At 62.7% G+C, this 22,301-nt stretch carries 22 protein-coding genes; 8 read left to right on the top strand and 14 right to left on the bottom strand.

All coding sequences use genetic code 11. The features are described 5' to 3' along the window. Positions 1 to 2: 2 nt before the first annotated feature. From ACFSM5_RS20170 to ACFSM5_RS20125, 10 genes are all read right to left on the bottom strand, one after another. Positions 3 to 467: a RidA family protein gene (locus tag ACFSM5_RS20170; protein WP_379878403.1), complete on the bottom strand. Its 465-nt coding sequence runs from the start codon at positions 465 to 467 to the stop codon at positions 3 to 5. Then, positions 464 to 1,453: an ABC transporter ATP-binding protein gene (locus tag ACFSM5_RS20165; RefSeq protein ID WP_379878402.1), complete on the bottom strand. Its 990-nt coding sequence runs from the start codon at positions 1,451 to 1,453 to the stop codon at positions 464 to 466. Before ACFSM5_RS20165 ends, ACFSM5_RS20170 begins: the two co-directional genes overlap by 4 nt. Next, a complete protein-coding gene (locus ACFSM5_RS20160; protein WP_379878401.1) occupies positions 1,453 to 2,466 on the bottom strand; it encodes an ABC transporter ATP-binding protein in 1,014 nt (337 codons plus the stop codon). Before ACFSM5_RS20160 ends, ACFSM5_RS20165 begins: the two co-directional genes overlap by 1 nt. Positions 2,467 to 2,468: 2 nt before the next feature. Then, on the bottom strand, positions 2,469 to 3,605 hold the full coding sequence (locus ACFSM5_RS20155) for an amidohydrolase/deacetylase family metallohydrolase (RefSeq protein ID WP_379878400.1): 1,137 nt from the start codon (positions 3,603 to 3,605) through the stop codon (positions 2,469 to 2,471). Between the two features lie 2 nt (positions 3,606 to 3,607). Further along, complete coding sequence (locus ACFSM5_RS20150; RefSeq protein ID WP_379878399.1) at positions 3,608 to 4,480, bottom strand: ABC transporter permease; 873 nt, start codon at positions 4,478 to 4,480, stop codon at positions 3,608 to 3,610. A gap of 3 nt (positions 4,481 to 4,483) precedes the next feature. Then, positions 4,484 to 5,425, bottom strand: coding sequence for an ABC transporter permease (locus ACFSM5_RS20145; RefSeq protein ID WP_379878398.1), 942 nt, complete (start codon positions 5,423 to 5,425; stop codon positions 4,484 to 4,486). Between the two features lie 157 nt (positions 5,426 to 5,582). Then, on the bottom strand, positions 5,583 to 7,103 hold the full coding sequence (locus ACFSM5_RS20140) for an ABC transporter substrate-binding protein (RefSeq protein WP_379878397.1): 1,521 nt from the start codon (positions 7,101 to 7,103) through the stop codon (positions 5,583 to 5,585). Positions 7,104 to 7,144: 41 nt separating this feature from the next. Then, entirely contained in the window at positions 7,145 to 7,939 is a 795-nt protein-coding gene (locus ACFSM5_RS20135; protein WP_379878396.1) for an IclR family transcriptional regulator, read from the bottom strand. 313 nt (positions 7,940 to 8,252) lie between these two features. Beyond that, positions 8,253 to 10,535, bottom strand: coding sequence for a DUF262 domain-containing protein (locus ACFSM5_RS20130; protein WP_379878395.1), 2,283 nt, complete (start codon positions 10,533 to 10,535; stop codon positions 8,253 to 8,255). 84 nt (positions 10,536 to 10,619) lie between these two features. Then, entirely contained in the window at positions 10,620 to 11,510 is an 891-nt protein-coding gene (locus ACFSM5_RS20125) for a diacylglycerol/lipid kinase family protein (protein ID WP_379878394.1), read from the bottom strand. A gap of 208 nt (positions 11,511 to 11,718) precedes the next feature. Here ACFSM5_RS20125 and ACFSM5_RS20120 point away from each other — a divergent pair, with 208 nt between their 5' ends. From ACFSM5_RS20120 to ACFSM5_RS20110, 3 genes are all read left to right on the top strand, one after another. Beyond that, positions 11,719 to 12,528, top strand: coding sequence for a UDP-2,3-diacylglucosamine diphosphatase (locus ACFSM5_RS20120; RefSeq protein ID WP_379878393.1), 810 nt, complete (start codon positions 11,719 to 11,721; stop codon positions 12,526 to 12,528). Then, positions 12,525 to 13,559 (top strand): glycosyltransferase family 4 protein, encoded by a 1,035-nt coding sequence (locus ACFSM5_RS20115; protein WP_379878392.1) that lies wholly within the window; start codon positions 12,525 to 12,527, stop codon positions 13,557 to 13,559. The genes ACFSM5_RS20120 and ACFSM5_RS20115 overlap by 4 nt, the downstream gene beginning before the upstream one ends. Before the next feature lie 189 nt (positions 13,560 to 13,748). Next, on the top strand, positions 13,749 to 14,375 hold the full coding sequence (locus ACFSM5_RS20110; protein WP_379878391.1) for a glutathione S-transferase: 627 nt from the start codon (positions 13,749 to 13,751) through the stop codon (positions 14,373 to 14,375). Here the strand turns inward: ACFSM5_RS20110 and ACFSM5_RS20105 are convergent. Continuing rightward, entirely contained in the window at positions 14,372 to 15,292 is a 921-nt protein-coding gene (locus ACFSM5_RS20105; RefSeq protein WP_379878390.1) for a LysR family transcriptional regulator, read from the bottom strand. The genes ACFSM5_RS20110 and ACFSM5_RS20105 overlap by 4 nt on opposite strands. A gap of 175 nt (positions 15,293 to 15,467) precedes the next feature. Between ACFSM5_RS20105 and ACFSM5_RS20100 the strand changes: the two genes are divergently transcribed. Beyond that, positions 15,468 to 16,220, top strand: coding sequence for an SDR family NAD(P)-dependent oxidoreductase (locus tag ACFSM5_RS20100; RefSeq protein WP_379878389.1), 753 nt, complete (start codon positions 15,468 to 15,470; stop codon positions 16,218 to 16,220). Between the two features lie 61 nt (positions 16,221 to 16,281). On the opposite strand, the gene ACFSM5_RS20095 is transcribed toward ACFSM5_RS20100, so the two are convergent. Further along, positions 16,282 to 17,184, bottom strand: coding sequence for a LysR family transcriptional regulator (locus tag ACFSM5_RS20095; RefSeq protein ID WP_379878388.1), 903 nt, complete (start codon positions 17,182 to 17,184; stop codon positions 16,282 to 16,284). 113 nt (positions 17,185 to 17,297) lie between these two features. On the opposite strand from ACFSM5_RS20095, the gene ACFSM5_RS20090 reads away from it, so the two are divergent. From ACFSM5_RS20090 to trhO, 3 genes are all read left to right on the top strand, one after another. Then, positions 17,298 to 18,167: a pirin family protein gene (locus tag ACFSM5_RS20090; RefSeq protein ID WP_379878387.1), complete on the top strand. Its 870-nt coding sequence runs from the start codon at positions 17,298 to 17,300 to the stop codon at positions 18,165 to 18,167. A gap of 68 nt (positions 18,168 to 18,235) precedes the next feature. Continuing rightward, positions 18,236 to 18,625, top strand: a complete 390-nt coding sequence (locus ACFSM5_RS20085) for a DoxX family protein (RefSeq protein ID WP_379878386.1) — start codon at positions 18,236 to 18,238, stop codon at positions 18,623 to 18,625. 71 nt (positions 18,626 to 18,696) lie between these two features. After that, a complete protein-coding gene (trhO, locus tag ACFSM5_RS20080; protein ID WP_379878385.1) occupies positions 18,697 to 19,608 on the top strand; it encodes an oxygen-dependent tRNA uridine(34) hydroxylase TrhO in 912 nt (303 codons plus the stop codon). A 180-nt stretch (positions 19,609 to 19,788) separates the two neighbouring features. Here the strand turns inward: trhO and ACFSM5_RS20075 are convergent, their stop codons facing one another. Beyond that, a complete protein-coding gene (locus tag ACFSM5_RS20075; RefSeq protein WP_379878384.1) occupies positions 19,789 to 20,376 on the bottom strand; it encodes a TetR/AcrR family transcriptional regulator in 588 nt (195 codons plus the stop codon). A gap of 193 nt (positions 20,377 to 20,569) precedes the next feature. On the opposite strand from ACFSM5_RS20075, the gene ACFSM5_RS20070 reads away from it, so the two are divergent. After that, positions 20,570 to 21,850: an MFS transporter gene (locus tag ACFSM5_RS20070; RefSeq protein ID WP_379878383.1), complete on the top strand. Its 1,281-nt coding sequence runs from the start codon at positions 20,570 to 20,572 to the stop codon at positions 21,848 to 21,850. A 48-nt stretch (positions 21,851 to 21,898) separates the two neighbouring features. Here ACFSM5_RS20070 and ACFSM5_RS20065 read toward each other — a convergent pair whose 3' ends face one another. Next, positions 21,899 to 22,300, bottom strand: a complete 402-nt coding sequence (locus tag ACFSM5_RS20065; protein ID WP_379878382.1) for a hemerythrin domain-containing protein — start codon at positions 22,298 to 22,300, stop codon at positions 21,899 to 21,901. Between the last annotated feature and the right edge of the window lies 1 nt (position 22,301).

The raw sequence follows: 22,301 nt of genomic DNA, 5'->3' as shown, positions 1-22,301 counted from the left end.
GGTTATTCCTTCACGGCGAAGATGGCTTCGATCTCGACGGTGATCTGCATCGGCAGCGACCCCATGCCGACCGCGGAGCGCGCGTGCGGCCCGGCCTCGTCACCAAAGACCTGGATGAAGAGGTCGGAGCAGCCGTTGATCACCTGGGGATGCTCGGCGAATTCCGGCGTGCCGTTCACCATGCCCAGCAGCTTCACGACATAATCGACCTTATCGAGGCTCCCCAGCGCTTCATTGACCAGCGCCAGGATATTGAGGCCGACGATGCGGGCGTGCTGATAGGCCTCTTCCACCGTCACGGTGCCGCCGACCTTGCCGGAATGCACCTTGCCGTTCGGCTCCACCGGCCCCTGACCGGAGATATAGAGGAGGTTTCCGACGCGGCGGTAACCGATGAAATTGGCAATCGGCGCGTGGGGCGGCGGCAGGATGATGCCGTGTTTGGCGAGATTGGCGGAAGCGCTCAAAACAGATCCTCACGTATGCAGGCTTTGACATGGCCGGGGCTGACTTCCGTCAGAGGCGGCACGGCAACCGCGCAGTCGGCGATCGCATGGGGACACCGGGTGCGGAAGACGCAGCCCGAAGGGGCGTTGATAGGGCTTGGAATATCGGCCTTCAACAGAATGCGTGTCCGATCCAGGGTCGGATCGGGAATCGGCGCCGCGCTGAGCAGCGCACGGGTATAGGGATGGCGCGGGTTGGTGAGCAGCGTATCCGTCGGCCCCATCTCCATGATCCGGCCGAGGTACATCACGATCACCTCGTCGCAGAGATAATCGACCACAGCAAGGTCATGGGCGATAAACAGCAGCGTCAGGCCCAGTTCCTCCTGCAGATCCTGCAACAGGTTCAGCACCTGGGCCTGGACCGAGACATCGAGGGCCGAGACGCTTTCATCCGCCACGATGAAGCTGGGGTTGACCGCCAGGGCGCGGGCGATGCCGATACGTTGACGCTGGCCACCCGAAAACTCGTGCGGATAGCGGCTCATCTGTTCGGCGCGCAGACCGACGCGGGTCAGCAGATCGGCCACCCGGTCGCGGCGTCCAGACTTCGAGAGATCGGAGTGGGTGCGCAGCGCCTCGCCGATAATCTCCTCCACCGTCATGCGGGGATTGAGACTGGAATAGGGGTCCTGGAAGATGATCTGCAGATGCTTGCGGTAGGGCAGCATGGCAGCGCTTGAGAGGCCGAGTAGATCGGTCCCCTCATACTCAACCTTGCCCGCTGTCGGCTCGATCAAGCGCAGCAGTGCGCGGCCCGCCGTGGTCTTGCCCGACCCGCTTTCGCCCACCAGCCCGACGATGGAGCGGCGCTTCACATCGAAGCTGATATCCTCCACCGCCTTCACATATTGTTTGGGCCCGCGCCAGGCGCGTTTGGTCTCGAAATGTTTGGTGAGGCCGCGCACCCGCAGCAGAACGGGATCTTGGGTTTCATCGAGCGGCATCACGCAACCTCCTGCCAGCGATAGCAGCGCACCTGATGGTCGCTGCCGACCGGATCGAGGCCCGGTAAACCGGCCGTGCAGCTATCGACCGCCAGCTCGCAGCGCGGCGCGAAGGCACAGCCGGGCGGCAGGTCGAGGGCATTGGGGATCGATCCGGGAATGGCGGGCAGACGGCCCCGCCGGTTGCGCGGCTGACGACGATCCAGGCGCGGTACGCAGGCCAGCAGCCCCCGCGTATAGGGATGACTGGGGCGGGCGAAGAGTGCCTTGGACTCGCCTTCCTCCACCACCCGGCCTGCGTACATGACGGCGACGCGATGGGCGACTTCGGCGACCACGCCCAGGTTATGGGTGATGAACAGCACGCTCATGCCCAGTTCCCGCTGCAGCTTGCGCATCAGATCCAGGATCTGGGCCTGGATGGTGACATCCAGGGCCGTGGTGGGTTCGTCCGCGATCAGCAGGGAGGGACGGCAGGCCAAGGCCAGGGCGATCATCACGCGCTGCCGCATGCCGCCCGACATCTGGTGGGGATATTCATGGACGCGCCGACCGGCTTCCGGAATTTCCACCAGTTCCAGCATCTGCTTGGCGACGGCAAAAGCGTCCGACTTGCTTTTGCCCTCATGCAGCATCACCGCCTCGGCAATCTGGTCGCCCACGGTGAAGACCGGGTTGAGGCTGCTCATTGGTTCCTGGAAGATCATCGAAATCTCCCGCCCCCGGATGGCGCGCATCCTGTCGATGGGCAGGGTCGCCAGATCCACCACCTCGCCCGAGCGCTGGCGGAACAGGATCTGTCCCCCCGCGATGCGGCCCGGCGGCGTTGGGATCAGCCGCATGACGGACAGGCTGGTGACCGACTTGCCCGATCCGCTTTCCCCCACCACCGCCAGCGTCTCGCCCCGCTTCACGGTCAGATTGACGCCGTCGATGGCCTTGATGTCGCGCGACCCGGCGCTGAAGTAGGTCTTCAGCCCGTCGATTTTCAGGATTTCATCATCCGCCAGCATGCTTATGCCTTTCTGGATGCCGCCGTGATGGCGGTATTCCCGAGGATGACGTGTTTGGGCGCGAAGCGCTGCTTCAGGGTCAGCGGCACCTTCATGGCGTCCGGCAGCGACAGGTCGCAGTCTTCCAGCGTGAAGGCGGTCAGCATCGCCTTGGATCCGACACTCAAGAACCCCTCGTGCGGAACGCGGATCGCCTTGCGGGCATTGCCGGTGACGGCGGTGATGACGGCATCCAGAGGCATGCCCAGGGCCAGCATCTTGGACATGACCAGCGACAGATCCCAGACCGGGCCGTTGATATTGCGGTTATGCAGATCGGAGGAAATCGTGGTTGGCAACAAGCCGCGCTTCAGCCCCGCCATGCCGACTTCATAGGAGAAGGAGGCGGCGCCATGGCCGATATCCAGCACCACGCCCTGGTCCGCCAGACGTTCGGCCCATTGGAAGAGTTCCTCGTCCTCCATCAGGTTGCCGCCGCGTTTGCCGTGGAAGCAGTGGGTGATGATGTCGCCGGGGGTCAGGATCTCGAACACTTCTTCGGGCAGGGGCGGCACCTCGCCCACATGCACCATCAGCGGCAGGCCGGTGAGTTTCGCGAGTTTCTTGCCGATCTTGACCGGCGTGATGCCCCAGGAGCCGACGATGACGCCGCTCGCCCGCACCTTCAGGCCCTTGATGATATCGCGGTTGGCCTCGATACAGGCCAGCGTGCGGTCAACGTCGATGCTGCGATGGTCCTGGAGCTCGGACACCCGGTTACAGGCGACAAGGCCGATGGAGCCGAGATTGAGGATCGCAAAGATCTCTTCGCGCGCCGGTTCCGCCACATATTCGCGGAAGCCGACGAAGTTCGCCTCGCCCGCAGATCCCGCATCAACCAGCGTGGTGACGCCGGTCTCCGCCCCGATCTCCCGCGTACGGACCGAGATGTCGGTGGCGCCATAATAGACATGGGTGTGCAGATCGACCCAGCCGGGCGAGAGATAGGCGCCTTTGAGATCAAGCTCCTGCGCGCCCGAAGCACTGATGCCGTTGCCGACCTGGGCAATCTTGCCATCGCCGCCGATCAGGATGTCCGCACTCTGCGGGGCCGCTGCAAAGCCGATGGGTTTGGCATTGCGGATAAGAAGGGCGCTCATGACTAAAGGTCCTTACGCAGCTTGGGATCGAGCATGTCGCGCAGCGCGTCTCCCAGCATCTGGAGGGAGAAAACGGCGGTCACGATGGCGATGCCCGGGAAAATCATGATCCAGTCGGCCTTGCCCGCATATTGCTGACCGGTCGAAATGATGGTCCCCCAGGTCGGGATTTCCGGCGAAACGCCGACCCCCAGGAAAGACAGACCCGCTTCGGCCAGGATCGCGTAGGCGAAGATGAAGGTCGCCTGCACCATGATCGGCGAGGTGAGGTTGCACAGCACATGGGTCCCGAGGATCCGCCAGGTGGGCGTACCCAGCGCCCGGGCTGCTTCGACAAACGGCAGCTCGCGGATGACGAGGGTCGAGGCGCGGACGACACGGGCGACGCGCGGCGTATAGACGATGCCCAGCGCCGTCACGACATTCACCAACGACGGCCCCAGAACCGCCACCAGGGCGATGGCCAGCAGGATATCGGGGAAGGACATCATGGCGTCGATGATCCGGGTCAGACCTGTATCGAGGCGCTTGAAAAAACCGGCCAGAATGCCAAGCGTCACGCCCAATACGCAGGATATACACACCGTCAGAAAGCCGACAGTCAGCGAAATTCGTCCGCCATAGACGACCCGGCTGAAAAGATCCCGGCCGAACTCGTCGGTGCCGAAGAAATTGATCCCGCTGGGGGGCTTCAGGCGCTGGGCGATGCGCATGGCGTCGGGCTTATGGGTCGCAACCCAGGGCGCGAAGAGGGCGGCCAGGATCATGATCACCAGCAGCGTCAGGCCCAACAGGGCCGCCTTGCGCCGCCAGAGGATCTGCCAGATACGACCCTTGGACAGGGCCGAAGCTGAGGGGGCGGATGCACCGGCCATCGCCTAGTACCTCACACGCGGATCGACCAGCAGATAGGCCAGATCGATCAGAAGATTGACGAGAACATAGACGCCGGCGATGACGATCAGCGCGCCCTGGATCACCGGATAGTCGCGGCGCAGCACCGCCGAAACCACGAGGTTGCCGACGCCGGGCAGTCCGAACATCGTCTCGGTCACCACAGCGCCGCCCAGCAGCAGCGCCATGGTCAGGCCGACGACGGTCAGGATCGGGATCAGCGCATTGCGGAAGGCATGCTTCAGGATCACGACCCCCTCGCCCAGGCCTTTGGCGCGGCCGGTGCGTACATAGTCTTCGCCCAACACATCGAGCATCGAGGCACGGGTAAAGCGGGTGATGAGGGCGGAGGAGATCAGGCCCAGCACGATGGCGGGCAGCACCAGATGGCCTGCGCGCTCCAGGAAACTCGCCCCCGGTGGCCCATAGCCCGCCACGGGAAACCAGCCAAGCTTGACCGCGAAAATCTGGATGAACAGCAGCCCCAGCCAGAAGCTGGGCATGCTGGCCGCCAGCATCGCAAGGCTGGAGGTTGCCTGATCGAGGAAACGCCCCCGGTTGACCGCGGAGATCACGCCCGCCGGAACGCCGATGGCAACCGCCACCAGGATCGACATGAGGGTTAGCAGTAGGGTGGGTTCCGCCCGCTCCGCCAGGGCCTGGGTCACCGGACGGTCGAGGAAGATGGAGCGGCCGAGGTCGCCGCGCACCAGATCGAACAGGAACTGGCCGAATTGCACCAGCAAGGGCTCGTCGAGGCCCAGCTTCAGGCGCAGGGCGGCCACATCGGCACCCGTCGCATCGGGCCCCAGCATGATCGCGGCGGGATCGCCGGGCACGACACGCACGATGATGAAGACCATCGTCGCGACGACAGCCATCACCACAAGCATGCCGCTAAGGCGCCTGAGGACGTAGGAGAGCATCTAGGAACCCGTTCCGAAGTTTTTTCTTTAGCGTTTTGTCATCCCGGCCCCCGAGCCGGGATCCGGCCGTACCGTGTGGCCATCCTCATGCGTCGGAGGGCGGCAACAACTGGCGGCCGGATCCCGGATCAAGTCCGGGATGACAACAGGGGTTGGACTACTCGACCCAGGTGTTCCAGAAGAACGGCCAGGGGGCGGGCGTCACGCCCTTTAGGGACTTGGACTTGCCGGCAACCGCATTGAAGTTGCCGACCTTCTGGATCGGAACCTGCTGGTAGACCAGCTTCTGGAAATCGACCATCAGCTTGGCGCGCTTGTCGCTGTCCGCTTCGGTGTTGATCTGCTTGACCAGCGCGTCCTTTTCCGGGGTTGCCCACCAGCCCGGCGCATTATTGTTCATCATGGAATTCAGCGCGGGTTCCGGCAGGAACGGGCTGTGGGTGAAGTAGATGTCCCAGAGCGCCGGATCGTTACGACGCTGGGTCAGGGTCGCCCAATCCACCACCTGCATGTCGACGGCAAAGCCGGACTGCTTCATGTATTCGGCGGCAACCTGCGCCATCTTGTAATGGAACTCATACTGCATCGAGGTCAGGATGCGCACCGGCTTGCCGTCATAGCCCGCAGCCTTGGCCGCTGCCTTGGCCTTGGCCGGATCGGCAACCGTGTAGCTGCCGATGCCTTCGGCCGAATGGAAGGCATAGCCCTTGGGATAGAGCGAGCCATCGGGTTCGTAGAAATCCTTGGACCCGAAGGCAGCTTCCAGCATGTCGGAATAGCTGATGCCTTCGACCAGGGCGCGGCGGACGCCTTCCTTGGCGAGCGCACCTTCCTTGGTATTGAAGAACATGACCGGCCAGCCGAAGGGCTTCACCAGCATGCCTTCGGACTTCGCCTGACCCTTGAAGCGGTCATAGGCCTCGACCGGCAGGCTGTCGGCATAGGTATATTGACCGGCCAGTGCGCCTTCGATGCGGGTATTGGCGTTCGGCACCGGCACGAAGCGGATTTCGTTCACATAGGCTGTGCGCTTGCCGCCGTAGAAGGCTGCATTGTCGGCGCGGGCCGAATAATCGGCGAACTTCTCGACCAGGATATAGCGGTCGGGCTGGCGCTCCTTGAATTTATAGGGGCCGGTGCCGACGAACTCCGTCAGCTGGGCGGTGGCTTTGGAGGCGGGCATGACCACAGCGGCGCTATTGTTCAGCGACAGCAGGGCAAGCAGCGGCGCGAAGGGCTGCTTCAGAGTGATCTTGACCGAATTATCGCCGGCTTCAATGGACGCGATCTGTTCGTTCGCCTGCTTGCCACGCACCGCAACCTCGGTCCAGCGCTTGAGGCTGGCGACCACATCGGCGGGGGTCATGGTCGATCCGTCGTGGAACTTCACGCCCTGGCGCAGGGGGATGACATATTCTTTGCCGTCGGCCGAGATCTTGGGCTGCTCGGCAGCCAGCAGCGGGACGATCTTCCAGCCTTCACCGAAGGTATAAAGCGTCTCGAAGAAATGCTGGGTGATGATACCGACCAGATCGGCCGTGCTGGTCATCGGATCGAGTGTCGGCGGCTCGCCGATGGTTGCCACATCGATGGCCCCGCCAGCCTTCTGCGCCATTGCCATCGGCGAAACGCCGAGCAGCAGGGTCGCCAGAAGCGCAACTCCAATACGTGTCTTCATAAGCCCCATCCCCTTGTTTTTAGATTTTGGTGGATTGTTTGTTATTCGGCTGCGAGCGAACCCGCAGAAGGCCTGCGCCATCCCAGCGCGACCTCGATCTGTTTGGCGGCAACCCGCGCCTTGTTCGTGAAGTCATGGGCCGGATCGCTGGCCCGGCTGTCCGGCACCACCAGCGAGATGGTCGCCACGCACTCGCCCTGGTCGTTGCGGATCGGGGCTGCGATGCAGGCGACCGCATAGTCGCTTTCGGAAACCTGGACCGACAGGCCCTGCTCCCAGGCGCTTTTGCAGGAATCGGCCAGTTTGGCCGGATCGATTTCCGCCCGGCCGGTGGGCGAGGGCACGGCGCGGGCGCAGAGGTCGGCGCGTTGGGCGTCCGGCAGACCCGCCACCAGCAGACGGCCGGATGCGGTCCAGTTCCAGGGAACCCGGCTGCCGACGCGGGAGGAGACATGGAAGTGGCCGGAGCCTTCCTCCATCATCAGCACGACCATCTTGTCGTCGTCGCGCCCGCAGATCTGCACGGTTTCGCCGGTGTCGCGGGCCAGATCCTCCATGGCACGCTGGAAAACAGCCGCCTGATTGGTGTCCTTGACATACCCGAGCCCATAGAAATGCAGCTTGGCGCCCAAGAACACCTGCCCCCGGTCACCCCGGCGCTGCAGGATGCCCTTGGCGCAGAGCGTGTCGATGATTTCATAGATCGTGGACGTCGGCGCGCCGACCGCCTTGGCGATGTCATAGGCCGTCGAGGCCTCGCCCTTCTCGGTGAGGAAATCGAGCACCTGAAACGCCCGGTCGATACCGCTGACGCGTGATCGCTTCGCTTCAACCATCCCTGACCCCTTCCCGTTGGCCCACCGGGCTTCGCCCTGCTTGAGGCCGTGGTCTTAACGTTGGCCTACCGCGCATCGCGCTACTTGAGGCCGTTGCAAGAATTCTACTTGCTTTATTCCGTTACACCGGAATATACTCTGTTATTACGATGAGCCTGCGCCCCTTGCCGATTTGTGTCAAGGGGTCGAATCGCTATCCGTATTCCGCTTTTACGCAATAAAAGAACCCGCCGAGCGATAAGCCGGGCGGGTTTTCTTTGTGTTGCAAGCAGTTCGTAAGGCTGGTTGAAAAACCGATCAGGACAACCCGCGTCTAAAGGACGCCGATTTTCAGGCCGTCGTACCATTCCTCATAAAGCCGGATCCAGCGGGTGCAGATGGCCCTCAGCAGCGGCTTTTCATAGCCGCTGTATTTGGCCTGACCGAGGTAACCGACAGGCGCGGTTGGACCGGGATAGGCCTGATCCCAGAAATCCCGCTCTTCTTCTGAAACGCTACTCGCCGCCAGGATATCTGCTGTCGATCTGACGTTGAACCTGTCCGGCCAGTCTCTCTCTCCGTTGAAGTCGAGCTTTATCACCGCGTGGGTTTCCCCGTCCTGGCGGTTGAGCTCCATTGGCCAGACGCGCAGGTTGCCAATGCAATTCTGCATTTCCTTGACGGCCGCGACTGCCTTCTGCCGCTTAACATATTTCAGGGGATGGATGTGGTCGACGTCCCAGGGAACGTCGGTTTCCTCGATGGCATGGACCGACGTGCGGTCGAAAAAGGCAAACCAGCGGGTCAGCCACCGGCGCTGGGCATAATAGACCAGCCCGCGCTGCGACCAGAGGTGATCCAGAAAGGCGGACCACATCGCCTGGGCGGCATCCTTGCCCTGACAGCCCGCTGACTGCTCTGCCCAATTGATGACGGCATCCCAGCGCCCGCTGGCGCCCCGGCTGAGGTTGACCATTTTCCGGTCCCACCAGTCGTCCCCGCCGTCACGCAGGTTCAACCCCGCCTCCACCGCCGCGCGAACCGTCGCAGGTTCGAAAAGGGCGAACATCGGCGGCACATCCCACTTGTCCGGGGCGTTGCGGAAACAGGCGGTCAGCGGTTTGCCGCGCAGAAACTTCAAAGGATCCGCCAGACGGGGCCAAAGCAGTTTGACGCACCTCGCCTTATCTGTGGCGAACCACGCGACTCCGGTGACAATGCCGAGCAACCGCTGACGCTGATTATCCGTCAGGTCCTGCATGCGTGCCTGCTCGAGATATCGCTCCAGCCAGACCAGCAGTAGCAGCGCCACATCGGGCGAATTGCGGAAGATCTCGGCCGCCTGGTCCCGCGATAGCCGCTTGTCGCTCTCGTCGGCGTCGTCGGGGGCAATCAGCAGATCGCAAGCAGCATCGAACAGGCGCTTCATGGGCCGGCTTTCCTCCATTAGCGCCTTGGAGAAATCTGCTCCGAAGCTTGAGCCCTTATCCTGAAAAAAACTGCGAAACTGGCGGGCTGGAGGAGTTTGTGGCATCTGCTCCTTGAGATCTCGCGCCAGTATTACCCGCGTCATAAGAGCGACAAGCCGGGCCGGGGTCGTGAGGCGCAACGACAGATCATCGACAAGACCCTCAAAAAACGGGTTGATCGATTTGAGGATGGAGTAATTCAGCTCCTCCCCCACCAGGGCGGTGCCACCGCTGTTCACCCGGATGAACATTGTCTCGATGGGATCGGTCTTGCCGGTCCCGGCCGGCCTCGTCATCCCGGTCGTATCGAGGATTGGAATACGGTAGGAACAGGGATCCGTAAGGCCGACGGCATGGCGCATCCTGTCGGCCAGATGCTGCAGTTCATCCTTCCGATTGGTCAGCATCGTCCGCACATTCAGCATCCACTTTTCGTCCTCGTCCCAATAGGGCAAGCGAGCCATTGCTGCTTGGAGGGATGTCCAGGGATCACCCTTGGCGCGCAATGCGTCAATCAGGAAGGCGACCGGAACCGGAGCGTTGGCCTCCAGCGGCCAAGTAAGACTGACATCTACCCGACCGGCTGCCAGCCGCACGTCGTCCGGTGACAGTCTGTTTCGGGTTCTAAAGGCATCGATCGCGCGCCGCCGGTCCGCAATGCCGAGACTTTCACCGTTCCGGCGATACCCCCAGGGATGCCAGGCAGTGCAGAGCCGGAAAAGGAATTCATTATCACTACCGATCTCCCCCGGGGAAAGATCGACCCAGAGCGCGGCACGCGGCGATTGCCCAGACTTTCCAGAAGCGGGTTTCCAGACGTCGAGAAAACCCAGGGCGATGGCATTGGCGCGCTGCTGCCCGTCCAGCAGATGAACATGGCGGGACGCTTTCGCAGCACCCCGGCCATAGGCCAAGGCACGGTCACCCCGATCGGAATCGAACGCTACGGATAGCAGCGAGCCGACGGGAAACCCTCGCAGTATACTATCCCAGAGGGCCTCTGTCTGGCGCGGCGCCCAGACGGCGCCGCGCTGGATGGCAGGCAATGTGGCCAGGAGCTGCGGAGTTGGAAGTTCTTCGATCTGCCAGGCAGCGATATCGGGCAAGGAGAGCAAGCAGTTGCGTACAGCAGCAGATTCGTCCGACATTTCGGCGCCCCGTGAAATCATAGGATGTCACAGTTATATAAAATTCTACCTTGAGGGGCGTATAAAAACTGTTGGTGCCGGTCCCTAAGCCAGCACCGTCACCGTCGCGACCCCGGCTTCGATCACGCAAGGGATATGCGCAACGATATCGCCATCGGCTTGTACCGGCTCACCTGCAGGCTCGTTCAGCTCGATCCGGCTGACCGGCTTGCGGGAAAGATCCGGCAGATGGGGCATAATGCCCATGCCAAGGAAAGCTGCCGCGCGCAGGATGCCGAACTTGTCGCCGCGCGTGAAACGGCAGGCGATCAGCTCGGGTCGATTGAGGGACGCTTCGGGCGCCACCACGTAGCGTCCGGCGTAATAATGACCGTTGGCGATGATGACCGACGAGGCAATCTCCGCCGTGCCATCCAGCATGACTTCCAGCCGAGGGGAGGGGCGGGCGAAGAGTTCGCGGCCCGACTGCAGCACATAGGCAAGCTTGCCCAGGCGCCGCTTCTCGGCCGTGCGGATACCGGCGACCACACGGGCATCAAAGCCGACACCCGCCATCATGGTGAAATAGCGCCCGCCGCAGCGACCCAGATGAATGGTGCGGGTCTTGCCGTTGACGATGGCCTTGGCGGCGGCCTGCGGGTCGGCGATGCCCAATTCGGACGCCAGGACATTGGCGGTCCCCATAGGCAGCAGACCCAGAGGCATGCTCGATCCCGCTAGGCCGTTCACAACCTCGTTGATCGTGCCGTCGCCGCCTGCCGCGATCACGGCCCGGAACTCGCCCAGGCCCGCTGCCTGCCGGGCGAAGGTCTCCGCGTCGCCGCGCGCGCCGGTCGGACGGATCTCGACGCGGCAGTCACCTTCGGCCAGGACGGCCAGCGCCTTGGCAAGACGCTCGCCCTTGGCGGAACCGGCGGTGGGATTGAGGATGACCAGGGCGGTTTTGGGGGCGGGACGGTCGCTATCGGCTTTCATGGGCGATGAGAATGCATGAGCGTCGCTCATCCGCAAGGAATTTCGCGCCGCTGAAATCAATCATGACAGTTGAGAAACAGAATAAAGTCAAAGCGCCGTCAGTATTTTGAAATTCTCGTGTTGTTCTTGTTTGTCATTGAACTGACTTCGAAGACTCTTATTACCGCTAAGCATCTTGTCGCAACCTGCCCGTTGGAGGGTCAGTCCGATGGATGCTGAAGTTCCGGTCAATCATTACCGAACCATCTGGATATCCGACGTCCACCTCGGCACGCGTGGCTGCAAGGCCGAGGCTCTGCTGGATTTCCTGCGCTTCACCGAATGCGAAACCCTCTATCTGGTCGGCGATATCGTCGACGGCTGGGCGCTGAAACGCTCCTGGTTCTGGGCGCAGAGCCATAACGATGTGGTGCAGAAGGTCCTGCGCAAGGCCCGCAAGGGGACCAAGGTCGTCTATATCCCCGGCAACCACGACGAAGCCCTGCGCAACTACGTCGAAATGCAGTTCGGCGATATCTCGATCCTGGATGAGGCGATCCATGAAACCGCCGACGGCAAGCGGTTCCTGGTGCTGCATGGCGATCAGTTCGACGGGGTGGTGCGCTATGCCAAGTGGCTCGCCCACCTCGGCGACTGGGCCTACAACACGATGATCCGGGTGAACCATTGGTACAACGAGGGGCGCCGCCTGCTCGGCTACCCCTACTGGTCGCTGTCGCAGTACCTGAAAGCCAAGGTCAAGAACGCGGTCGAATTCATCAGCCGCTTCGAGCTGGCGGTCGCCAACGAGGCCCGCAAGCGCAATGTCGACGGGGTGATCTGCGGCCATATCCATCAGGCCGAGATGCGCGACATCGACGGCATCCTCTACTGCAACGACGGCGATTGGGTCGAAAGCTGCACGGCCCTGGTCGAGCATTTCGACGGCAGCCTCGAAATCCTCCATTGGGCGGAAATCCGGCAGCTTTTCGGCTGGCAGCCCTCGCGCCAACCCATGCCGCTGGTGATGAGCCGATGAAGATTGCGATTGTTTCGGACGCCTGGGAACCGCAGGTCAACGGCGTGGTCCGCACCCTGCGCACGGTGGCAGAAGAGCTTAGAAAAGCAGGGCATATCGTCGAGGTTTTCGGGCCGGACCGCTTCCGCACCATCCCTTGCCCGACTTACCCCGAAATCCGCCTGGCGATCCTGCCCGGTCACCGCCTGCGCAAGCTGCTGCGGGACTTCAAACCCGACGCCGTGCATATCGCGACCGAAGGTCCCTTGGGATTAGCGGCGCGGTCGGTGGCCAGGAAGCTCTATTGGCCCTTCACGACCTCCTTCCACACCAAGTTTGCCGAATATGTCCACGCCCGCACCAAACTGCCGCTGATCTGGAGCTATGCCTTCCTGCGCTGGTTCCATAATGGCGCCGCCCGGGTGATGGTCGCCACGCCCAGCCTTGAGGCCGAACTCAAGACCCACGGCTTCAAGAACCTCGTGCGCTGGTCGCGCGGCGCAGACCTCGACCTGTTCAAGCCCCGTGAGCCAGTGGATCTGGATCTGCCGCGTCCGATCTTTGCCTATGTCGGCCGGGTGGCGGTGGAGAAGAACATCGGCGCTTTCCTGGAGGCGGATCTGCGGGGCAGTAAGCTTGTCGTCGGCGATGGCCCACAGCGGGCGGAGCTGGAGAAGAAATATCCGCGCGCGACCTTCGTCGGCGCCAAGTTCGGCGAGGATCTGGCCCGGCATTACTGCGCGGCTGATGTCTTCGTTTTCCCCAGCCGAACCGACACCTTCGGACTTGTGGTGCTGGAGGCGCTGGCTTGCGGGGTGCCGGTAGCGGCTTATCCTTTGACCGGGCCGATGGATGTGCTTGGGGATGCACCCGTGGGGGCATTGGATGAAGATATAGCGGTAGCGGCGGTGAAGGCACTCCAGGCCGACCGGGCCGAATGCCGCAAACATGCCGAAACCTACTCCTGGGAAGCCTCGACCCGGCAGTTTCTGGGAAATCTCGAACCCTTTCCGGGTGACGTTGCGATGGTTACGGCCACGGCTGCGGAATAAGCGAAACGTCCCAAAGAACCTCGTCATCCCGGCCTCCGAGCCGGGATCTCGTGTAGACGGACCGCGTCGAAAATGGGGACGGAGGTTTGCCACACAAGATCCCGGATCAGGTCCGGGATGACAGTTCTTGTTTGAGACAGCCTCTGTCCTTTGGCTATGCTCACGCCAAAGACAACCGGGGAGAGAAAAATGCGGACGATCTGGGGCAGGGCCAATTCGAGCAACGTGAAGAAGGTCCTCTGGGCCGCCGACGAAGCAGACATGTCCTTTGTTCACGTCAATGCAGGCGGGCAGTTTGGCCTGGTGAACGAACCGGAATACCGCGCCCTCAACCCCAATGGCCTTGTCCCCTGCTTCAAGGATGGCGAGCTTGTCCTGTGGGAAAGCAACGCTATCGTCCGTTATATCGCCGCCAAATATGCTGAAGGCACCCTGTGGCAGACCGATCCGGCCAAGCGCGCCGATGGCGACCGCTGGATGGATTGGACGACCTCCACCTTCGCGCCCGCCGGTGCTTTCCGTGACGTGTTCTGGAACATCGTGCGCACGCCTGCCCCCCAGCGCGACATGGAAGCCGTCGCCAAGGGGATCGAGCGCTGCAACACCCTCCTCCAGATCGTCGACGATGTGCTGGCCAAGCAGCCCTATCTGTCGGGTGACAGCTTCGGCATGGGCGATATTCCGCTGGGCAGCTTCATCTATGCCTGGTTCGAGATGCCGATCCTGCGCCGCGAGCTTCCCCATCTCGCCGCCTGGTACGCCCGCCTCCAGGATCGCCCGGCCTATCGCAAACGCATCACCATCGGGCTGACCTAAAAGGGATCCTGACCCCGCATCTCTGCCTCGCGCTTTCTGAAATTCTCGGCCAGATGGTCGATCAGAGCGCGGGCGGCGGGGGGTAGGCCGCGGCGGGTGGTGAAAACCAGATGGACGATACCCTCCTGGGCATGCCAGTCGGGCAAGATCCGGACGAGGCGACCGGCCCGCAACGCCTCCCAACAGGTGTGGTCGGGCAGCAAGGCGACACCAATTCCAGCCGCTGCCGCATCGCGCTGGGCGGGGAAGTCGGCACAGGAAAACCGGGGGGTATGGCGCAGCTCAAAACTCGCGCCCTCTGGCCCGACCAGCGGCCAAGTCACTTCGCCGCCCTCATCCCCCATGCTCAAGGTCGGCACGGTCTTTAGCGCCTCTATCCCGCCCTGATCCAAGCCCGCCGCCATGCCCGGACTCGCCACCAGGATCCGGCGGCTTTTACCCAACGTACGCAGGGTCAAGGTCGCATCGCTGTCGAGCGTTTGACGCACGCGCAAGGCGACATCGATCCGCTCGTCGATGATATCGACCCTGCGGTTGGTCGCGAGGGTGATCAGGTCGACCTTGGGATAGCGGGTCAGAAACGCAGGCAAAATCGGGCCCACCATCTCCATCAATCCTGTGGGACAGGAAAACCGCAAGATACCTCGGGGCTCGGATCTTGCCTCGGCGGCGACGGCTTCCGCGGCCTCCACTTCCGCCATCACCGTCCGGCAGCGCTCATAGAAGGCACGGCCAATCTCGGTCACCTGAAACCGGCGGGACGAGCGCTCGATAAGCCGCACTCCCAGCCGCTCTTCGAGCTGAGCCACCCGACGGGACAATTTGGATTTGGGCTGGCGCAGCGCCCGGCCAGCTGGCGCAAAGCCGCCGTTGGCCACCACCTGCGCGAAGAAATAAAGGTCGTTCCAGTCCTGCATAAGCGGATTCTTTAACGTTGGCCTACCGCGCGTTGCGCTGCTTGAGGCCAGTTTATCGTTCCTTTTTCTGAACGCAAAGTGCCGATTTCACCGACTACAGGGCTTATCGTTCCTGAAATAGGTTCTTTGCATCGGCGGCGCACTGGACGCCGCTTTCAAGCGAAGGACTGAAATCATGAGCAAGAAACTCAACGGTAAGATCGCCATCGTCACCGGTGGCACCAGCGGCATCGGCCTTGCCACCGCCAAGCGTTTCGCCCTGGAAGGGGCGACCGTCTATGTCACCGGCCGCCGTCAGGCCGAGCTCGATGCCGCTGTGAAGGCCATTGGTCCCCAGGCCATCGGCGTGCGCATGGATGTCTCCGACCTCGCCGATCTCGACCGGCTCTATGACACCGTCCAGCAGAAGCACAGCCATATCGACGTGCTGTTCGCCAATGCGGGCGGCGGCGAGTTCGCGCCGCTGGGCGCCATCACCGAGGCGCATTTCGACCAGACGTTCGACATCAATGTGAAAGGCACGCTCTTCACGGTGCAGAAGGCTCTGCCGCTCCTGAAAGACGGCGCCTCGATCATCCTTACCTCCTCGACCGCCGGAATTCAGGGCACGCCCGCTTTCAGCGTCTATGCAGCGACCAAGGCCGCCATTCGCAGTTTTGCCCGCAACTGGGTCCTGGACCTGAAGGACCGCAAGATCCGCGTCAACGCCATCGCCCCCGGCCCGATCAGCACCCCCGGCCTGTTTGGCCTCGCCGAGAGCGACGAACAGAAGGCCCAGCTGGGCGATTTCCTGACCAGCCTCGTTCCCCTGGGCCGCCTGGGGGAAGCCGACGAGATCGGTAAGGCCGCCGTGTTTCTGGCCTCAGACGACAGCAGCTTCGTGAATGGTGCCGAGCTTTTTGTCGATGGCGGCATGGCGCAGATCTGACGCGTGCCCGACCCACGAAACCCCGCCACGGAACCCCGGCCTTTTTGGTCGGGGTTCTCTGTTATCCCTCTCCCACCGCCGCCTTGAACTTCTCCAGCAGCCAGCGACCGGCAGGTCCTGGCGGCGTGTCGCTGCGGTGGATGGCCTGGAGCGGGTAGACGAGGTTGTCCCAATGGTCGAGGGCGAGCTTCACCAGCCGCCCCGCCGCCAGATCGTCCGCCACCATCGCCTCCGGCATGCTGCCCCAGCCGACCCCGGCCAGCAGCAGCGCATGTTTGGCGCCCAGGTCGGCCAGCCGCCAGGTGCGCACCGCGAGCACCGCGAACTCCTGCCCTTCGGTCTGGCGCGAGCGGTCGGTCAGCACCAGCTGGATATGGTTGCGCAGCTCCGACGTCGGCGCCTCGCCGGTCAGGAGGCTCAAGGGGTGGCTGGGGGCCGCGACCGGCACCAGCTTGACCGAGCCGACCCGTCGCATCTCGATCCCCTCCACGCGGTGGAACAGCGGGCCGCTGATGCCGATCTGCGCCCCGCCATCCAGCACCAGCTGAACGATGGCGCCGAGCGCTTCGATATTGAGGCGCAGGGCCACGGTCGGGAATTCGGCCCGGAAGGCGTCCAGCACCTCCACCAGCCGGGATGTGGGCAGCATGACGTCCACCGCCAGCCCGACCTCTGCCTCCAGCCCCTCGATCAATCCCTGTGCCTTGGCCAGCAGCCCGTCGATGCCGTGAGCGACCGTCCGTGCCTCCAGCAGCATGGCCCGCCCAGCCTCCGTCAATTGCGGCTTGCGGGTCTGATCACGGTCGAAAAGCACAAGACCAAGCTGCCCTTCAAGATTACTGATCGCATAGCTGATGACGGAGGTCGCCCGTCCCAGCTTGCGGGCAGCCCCGGCAAAACTGCCCGCATCGACGATGGCGAGGAAGACCTGCAACTGGTCGAGCGTGGGAGAGCGTGGCTTCAACTTATCAACTTTCTCGAATCTGATGATCCAAATTATCCCAATTTTCAGATCATTCAAGCGAGCGCATTGTCCAGTCAACGCAACGGTAACCGCCGAACGAAAAGGTTTGATCGATGACTGAAGACCGCCGCATCCAGACCGTCACTCCTGCTTTCCACACCCTGGAAGGCGAGGGTTTCGAGGTTCGCCGGGCGATCCCGACCCGGGCTTTCGAGGCCGTCGGCCCTTTCATCTTCCTCGATCACTTCGGCCCCATCGATGTGAAGCCGGGCGATGCCAAGGGCGCCCCGACCCATCCCCATGCTGGGATCGAGACGCTGACCCTGCTGCTGGAGGGTCGGTTCGAACATAAGGACAGCCTGGGCAACCGCAGCGCCATGCGGCCGGGTGAGGTGCAGTGGATGCGTGCTGGCCGTGGTATCGTCCATGACGAAGGCCCCGACCAGGAGATCCGCGCCAAGGGCGGCCCGGTCCATGGGGTGCAGCTATGGCTGAACATGCCCAAGGGCCAGAAGCACGGCGATCCCGCCTATCGCCATGTGCTGGTTGGCGAGATCCCGCTGATCCCAACCGAACAGGCGGGGGTGCGGGCCCGGCTGATCGCGGGCGAGGTCTGCGGCGCCAAGGGTCCGATCGAGACCACCGGCACGCCCTTTGTCAGCCATGTCACCATCGGGGAAAGCGGGGCCGACCTGTTCTTGCCTGTCGCCAATGTCAGCGAGCTTGCACTCTACGTCATGGTCGGATCGGTGCGGGTTGGACCCGACCAGCGGCCGGTCAAGGCAGGCGAGATTGCCCGGATCGGCGCCGGGGACGCCTTGCGGATCAGCGCGGATGGCGCGGCCGATCTGCTGCTGGTCGGCGGCGATCCGCTCGATGCTCCCATCGTGCGCTACGGACCTTTTGTGATGAACACGACCGACGAACTGCGCCAGGCAGTTCACGATTTCCAATCCGGCCTTATGGGCCATATCGCGGCTTAACGGCCAGTATCAACCGGCCTCAAGTAGCGCAAAGCGCGGTAGGCCAACACAAAGAAGGAACTCCAATCATGAACGCTCTTCTGACCTACGCTCCGGCCTTTGGCCGTCTCCTGATCGCCGTGCTGTTCATTCTGGGCGGCTTTGGCAAGATCGGTGCCTATGAAGGCACCGTCGGTTACATCGCCTCGGTTGGCCTGCCCTTCCCGGCGCTCGGTTATGTCATTGCCCTGATTGTCGAGCTGGGCGGCGGCATCCTGCTGCTGGTCGGCTTCCAGACCCGCATCACCGCCTTGATCCTGGCTGGTTTCAGCGTCGCGACCGCCCTGTTCTTCCATAATCAGCTGTCCGACCAGAACCAGATGATCCACTTCCTGAAGAACATCGCCGTCGCCGGTGGTTTGCTCCAGGTCGTTGCTTTCGGGGCGGGTGCCTTGAGCGTCGATAATCGGAATAAGTAATTATCTCGCTAAACCCAGCTATGCCGCGCGGGCCCCTGCCCGCGCGGTTTGCTTTTGGGTATAAGCACCCCATGACCTACGAAATCGCCGCCCTTTATAAATTTGCCCGCCTGCCGCAGTTCCAGGAATTGCGTGCGCCGCTCCAAGCTTTGTGTGAGCGCCATGGCATCAAGGGCAGCCTGCTGATTGCTCATGAGGGCATCAATGGCACCATCGCGGGCAAGGCGAGTGCCCTGCGCGCGGCCCTGGCGGAGATCGAGACCGTCACAGGCATCGGCGAGATCGAGGTGAAATTCTCTTTCTCACCCGACATGCCGTTCCTGCGCATGAAGGTGAAGCCCAAGGCCGAAATCGTCACCATTGGCGATGCCAGCGTCGATCCGCTTGAAAAAGTCGGGATCTATGTGGAGCCGGAAGATTGGAACGATCTCATCAGCGACCCTGAGGTGCTGGTGATCGACACCCGCAATTCCTTCGAAGTGGCCGTCGGCAGCTTCAAGGGCGCCATCGATCCGGAAACCACCTCCTTCGGCGAGTTTCCGGCCTATGTGCGCAGCCAGCTGGACCCGGCGAAACACAAGAAGATCGCCATGTTCTGCACCGGTGGCATCCGGTGCGAGAAAGCCTCCTCCTTCATGCTGAACGAAGGGTTCGAGGAGGTTTATCACCTCAAGGGCGGGATCCTGAAGTATCTGGAGCGGGTCGAACCCGAGGACTCGCTGTGGGAAGGCGGCTGCTTCGTCTTCGACAGCCGGGTCGCGGTCGGCCATGGCCTCGCGATTTCCGACTTCGAGACCTGCCACGGCTGCCGACGTCCCTTGCGCGCAGAAGAGATCGGCGCGCCCGGTCATGAGGAAGGCGTCAGCTGCCCCAGCTGCGTCGGTTCCTTGAGTGAGACTCAGAAAGCCTCAGCCCGCGAACGTCATCGTCAGATGAAACTCGCCCTGGCGCGTGGCACCACGCATCTGGGGCCTCAGCGGTAGCGCGCCGGATTTAAAGAAAAGTCTCGTCATCCCGGGACTTGATCCCGGGATCTTGTGTGGCCACACCGCGTAGCCACTGTTTCAGCCGTCTCGACGCGGTCCCCCTGCCCGAGATCCCGGGATCAAGTCCCGGGATGACAGTCTTTGTTTGATATATCCTGGAGGATATCCCTAGGGGTTCTAAGCCGCCGTCGGCCAGGCCATAAGGGCGGTCTTGACCACGCGGCAGAGGCAGCTGCGGTCGTCGCCGCCCGCCGCCTTCACGGCCATGCCCTGGACTACGGTCATCAGATAGCTGGCAAGGTCCGCCGGTTCGGCATCGGCGGGCAGGTCGCCTGCCGCTTTCGCTTCATCCAGGCGTCGGCGGATGCGCACTTCCATCGCCACCCGCTTGGTGATGATTTCCTCGCGCACCGCTGCCGATTGATCCGAACAGGCAACCGCCGCGCCTGTTCCCATACAGCCGGGGGGATAAGTCGGTTGGGTCTGCGCTTCGGCAAAACCGATGAGCACACGTTCGGCCACAAGGCGGGCGGTCGGCTGCTTCAGCGCCTCGTCGACGAAGCACAGATGCTTGGCGTTGTAGCGGTCGAGCGCCTTGCGGAAGAGATCTTCCTTATTGCCGAAGGTCGCATAAAGGCTGGGGCGCGTAATGCCCATGGCGTCGGTCAGATCCGTTAGCGACGCGCCCTCATACCCCTGCCGCCAAAAGACATTCAGGGCTTTCTCCAGGGCATCGTCACTGTCGAATTCGCGGGGGCGTCCCATCTCGCTCACTTGTTTTAGGTTGGTCTATCGCTTCGCTGCTTGAGACCGGATTTGGTTATGGCGGCCTATTGCTAGGCGCTCAAGCTCATTTCATACCAATCAATATATAACCTGCTTGACAGGGCCCGTCCAACAATTATACCAATCGGTATATTACCTGTTGGTATAGAAACCTGCTTCAGAGGATAGACCGATGTCCAAGACCTTGGCCGACACTGCGTCGGGCCCGGAGGCTGTGCCCTCTTTGTCTGAAACCGACGCCGCACCGCCCGCCGGTATAGAGCGCACGCCTCTGAAATCCTGGCTGGCCGTCGGGTCGATGGGGGTCGGGACCTTCGCGCTCGTCACGTCCGAGTTTCTGCCCGTCGGTCTGTTGACCCATGTGGCCCACGACCTGAATGTCACGTCGGGCACAGCCGGGCTGATGCTGACCTTGCCGGGTATCGTCGGCGCCATTGCTGCCCCGGCGCTGGCCGTGGGATCGGGCAAGCTCGACCGGCGCATCGTCCTGTGGATCCTGACGGCCCTGATGATCGCGACGAATGCTCTGGCTGTGGTCGCGCCAAACTTCCCGCTGATGCTGGCCGGACGTCTGATGCTGGGCATCAGTGTCGGCGGCTTCTGGGCCATCGCCAGCGGTCTCGGCAATCGGTTGGTCCAGCCGCAGGATGTCGGCAAGGCGACCTCCATCATCTTTGCCGGTATCTCGCTTGGCACGGTGCTGGGCGTTCCGGCGGGGACGCTGATCGGCGAGATCGCGGGCTGGCGTGCGGCCTTTGGCGTGACGGCTGCCCTGGGCGGTCTGCTGCTACTGACCCAGATCCTTCTGCTGCCGCCCTTGCCGCCCACCCGTGCGATCAAAGCCAGGGATCTGCCCGCCTTGCTGCGTAACCCGACGGCACGGGCCGGATTCCTTGCCATAGTCTTCATCGTGATCGGGCATTTCGCCTCCTACACCTATGTCACGCCCTTCCTGAAACAGATCGCGGGTCTTGATGGCACGCTGATCACCTCGCTGCTGCTGGCCTATGGCGTGGCAGGGTTCATCGGCAATTTCATCGGCGGCATCCAAGCGGCCAAGAATGTGCGCAACACGCTCACCATCTCGGTCGTGCTGCTGACCGCCTCCGCTGTGCTGTTCCCGATCTATGGCACGACCCAGATCGGCGCGACCGTGCTGCTGATCCTTTGGGGTCTGGCCTTCGGCGGCTTCCCGATCTCGCTGCAGACCTGGATGTTCAAGTCGGCACCGGAGGCCTTGGAGAGTGGGTCGGCCCTCTTCGTCTCGACCTTCCAGATCTTCATCGCGGTCGGCTCTGCCTTCGGCGGCTGGGTCGTGGACGGCATAGGCTTGTCCGCGACGATGATCCTGGGCGGCATCATTGCCGGGCTTGCCATCCTCTCGGTCTGGGTATCGGGCCGGAATCCGGATGCGTCCGGTGTGTCGGTCAAGGACATGCCGAAGGGGCATTGACGAACCCCCGCGACATGCCCTGGCTCGACTGGGGCATGTCGCGGGCTTTTAGCCCGCCATTTCCTCGAACTTTGCGTAGAGAATGCCTTCCTCCTTGCGCAGGCGGGCGTTCAGCATGGCGTGCATCCGGCCGAAGTCGCGGGCGAACTCCATGCCTGACCCCCCGTCCTTGTATTTGTCGAAGAACCCGAGGACCTGGGCGCCCAGATCGCCCATCTCGTCGGCGAACTGATCGGCGGTCGCGGCCTGACCGCCGCGCTCGTGGGCAAGGCGCTTGAAGTCGGGATAGAAATCCCGGTCCTCGCGCTGGATATGTTCGACAAACAGGGCGCGGGCGGTCAGCAGGGTCTTGCGCCCTGCCTCCGTGCCGATGCCTTCAAGCCGGACCTTCTCCAGCACGTCCCGCAGGGCGCCATGGTCGTGTTTCAGGCGGCTGACGATAGTGGCCATT

The organism is Lacibacterium aquatile (assembly GCF_042683105.1).
GTDB classification, from domain to species: Bacteria; Pseudomonadota; Alphaproteobacteria; order Elsterales; family Elsteraceae; genus Lacibacterium; species Lacibacterium aquatile.
Note: the sequence above shows the minus strand (reverse complement) of the source record. Positions and strands in the feature narration are given on the sequence as shown.

Excerpts from the sequence above, each read along its gene's own strand:
- ACFSM5_RS20165 (WP_379878402.1), bottom strand. The coding sequence starts at position 1,453 with ATGCCGCTCGATGAAACCCAAGATCCCGTTCTGCTGCGGGTGCGCGGC.
- ACFSM5_RS20160 (WP_379878401.1), bottom strand. The coding sequence starts at position 2,466 with ATGCTGGCGGATGATGAAATCCTGAAAATCGACGGGCTGAAGACCTAC.
- ACFSM5_RS20155 (WP_379878400.1), bottom strand. The coding sequence starts at position 3,605 with ATGAGCGCCCTTCTTATCCGCAATGCCAAACCCATCGGCTTTGCAGCG.
- ACFSM5_RS20150 (WP_379878399.1), bottom strand. The coding sequence starts at position 4,480 with ATGGCCGGTGCATCCGCCCCCTCAGCTTCGGCCCTGTCCAAGGGTCGT.
- ACFSM5_RS20145 (WP_379878398.1), bottom strand. The coding sequence starts at position 5,425 with ATGCTCTCCTACGTCCTCAGGCGCCTTAGCGGCATGCTTGTGGTGATG.
- ACFSM5_RS20140 (WP_379878397.1), bottom strand. The coding sequence starts at position 7,103 with ATGAAGACACGTATTGGAGTTGCGCTTCTGGCGACCCTGCTGCTCGGC.
- ACFSM5_RS20135 (WP_379878396.1), bottom strand. The coding sequence starts at position 7,939 with ATGGTTGAAGCGAAGCGATCACGCGTCAGCGGTATCGACCGGGCGTTT.
- ACFSM5_RS20130 (WP_379878395.1), bottom strand. The coding sequence starts at position 10,535 with ATGTCGGACGAATCTGCTGCTGTACGCAACTGCTTGCTCTCCTTGCCC.
- ACFSM5_RS20125 (WP_379878394.1), bottom strand. The coding sequence starts at position 11,510 with ATGAAAGCCGATAGCGACCGTCCCGCCCCCAAAACCGCCCTGGTCATC.
- ACFSM5_RS20120 (WP_379878393.1), top strand. The coding sequence starts at position 11,719 with ATGGATGCTGAAGTTCCGGTCAATCATTACCGAACCATCTGGATATCC.
- ACFSM5_RS20115 (WP_379878392.1), top strand. The coding sequence starts at position 12,525 with ATGAAGATTGCGATTGTTTCGGACGCCTGGGAACCGCAGGTCAACGGC.
- ACFSM5_RS20110 (WP_379878391.1), top strand. The coding sequence starts at position 13,749 with ATGCGGACGATCTGGGGCAGGGCCAATTCGAGCAACGTGAAGAAGGTC.
- ACFSM5_RS20105 (WP_379878390.1), bottom strand. The coding sequence starts at position 15,292 with ATGCAGGACTGGAACGACCTTTATTTCTTCGCGCAGGTGGTGGCCAAC.
- ACFSM5_RS20100 (WP_379878389.1), top strand. The coding sequence starts at position 15,468 with ATGAGCAAGAAACTCAACGGTAAGATCGCCATCGTCACCGGTGGCACC.
- ACFSM5_RS20090 (WP_379878387.1), top strand. The coding sequence starts at position 17,298 with ATGACTGAAGACCGCCGCATCCAGACCGTCACTCCTGCTTTCCACACC.
- ACFSM5_RS20085 (WP_379878386.1), top strand. The coding sequence starts at position 18,236 with ATGAACGCTCTTCTGACCTACGCTCCGGCCTTTGGCCGTCTCCTGATC.
- trhO (WP_379878385.1), top strand. The coding sequence starts at position 18,697 with ATGACCTACGAAATCGCCGCCCTTTATAAATTTGCCCGCCTGCCGCAG.
- ACFSM5_RS20075 (WP_379878384.1), bottom strand. The coding sequence starts at position 20,376 with ATGGGACGCCCCCGCGAATTCGACAGTGACGATGCCCTGGAGAAAGCC.
- ACFSM5_RS20070 (WP_379878383.1), top strand. The coding sequence starts at position 20,570 with ATGTCCAAGACCTTGGCCGACACTGCGTCGGGCCCGGAGGCTGTGCCC.
- ACFSM5_RS20065 (WP_379878382.1), bottom strand. The coding sequence starts at position 22,300 with ATGGCCACTATCGTCAGCCGCCTGAAACACGACCATGGCGCCCTGCGG.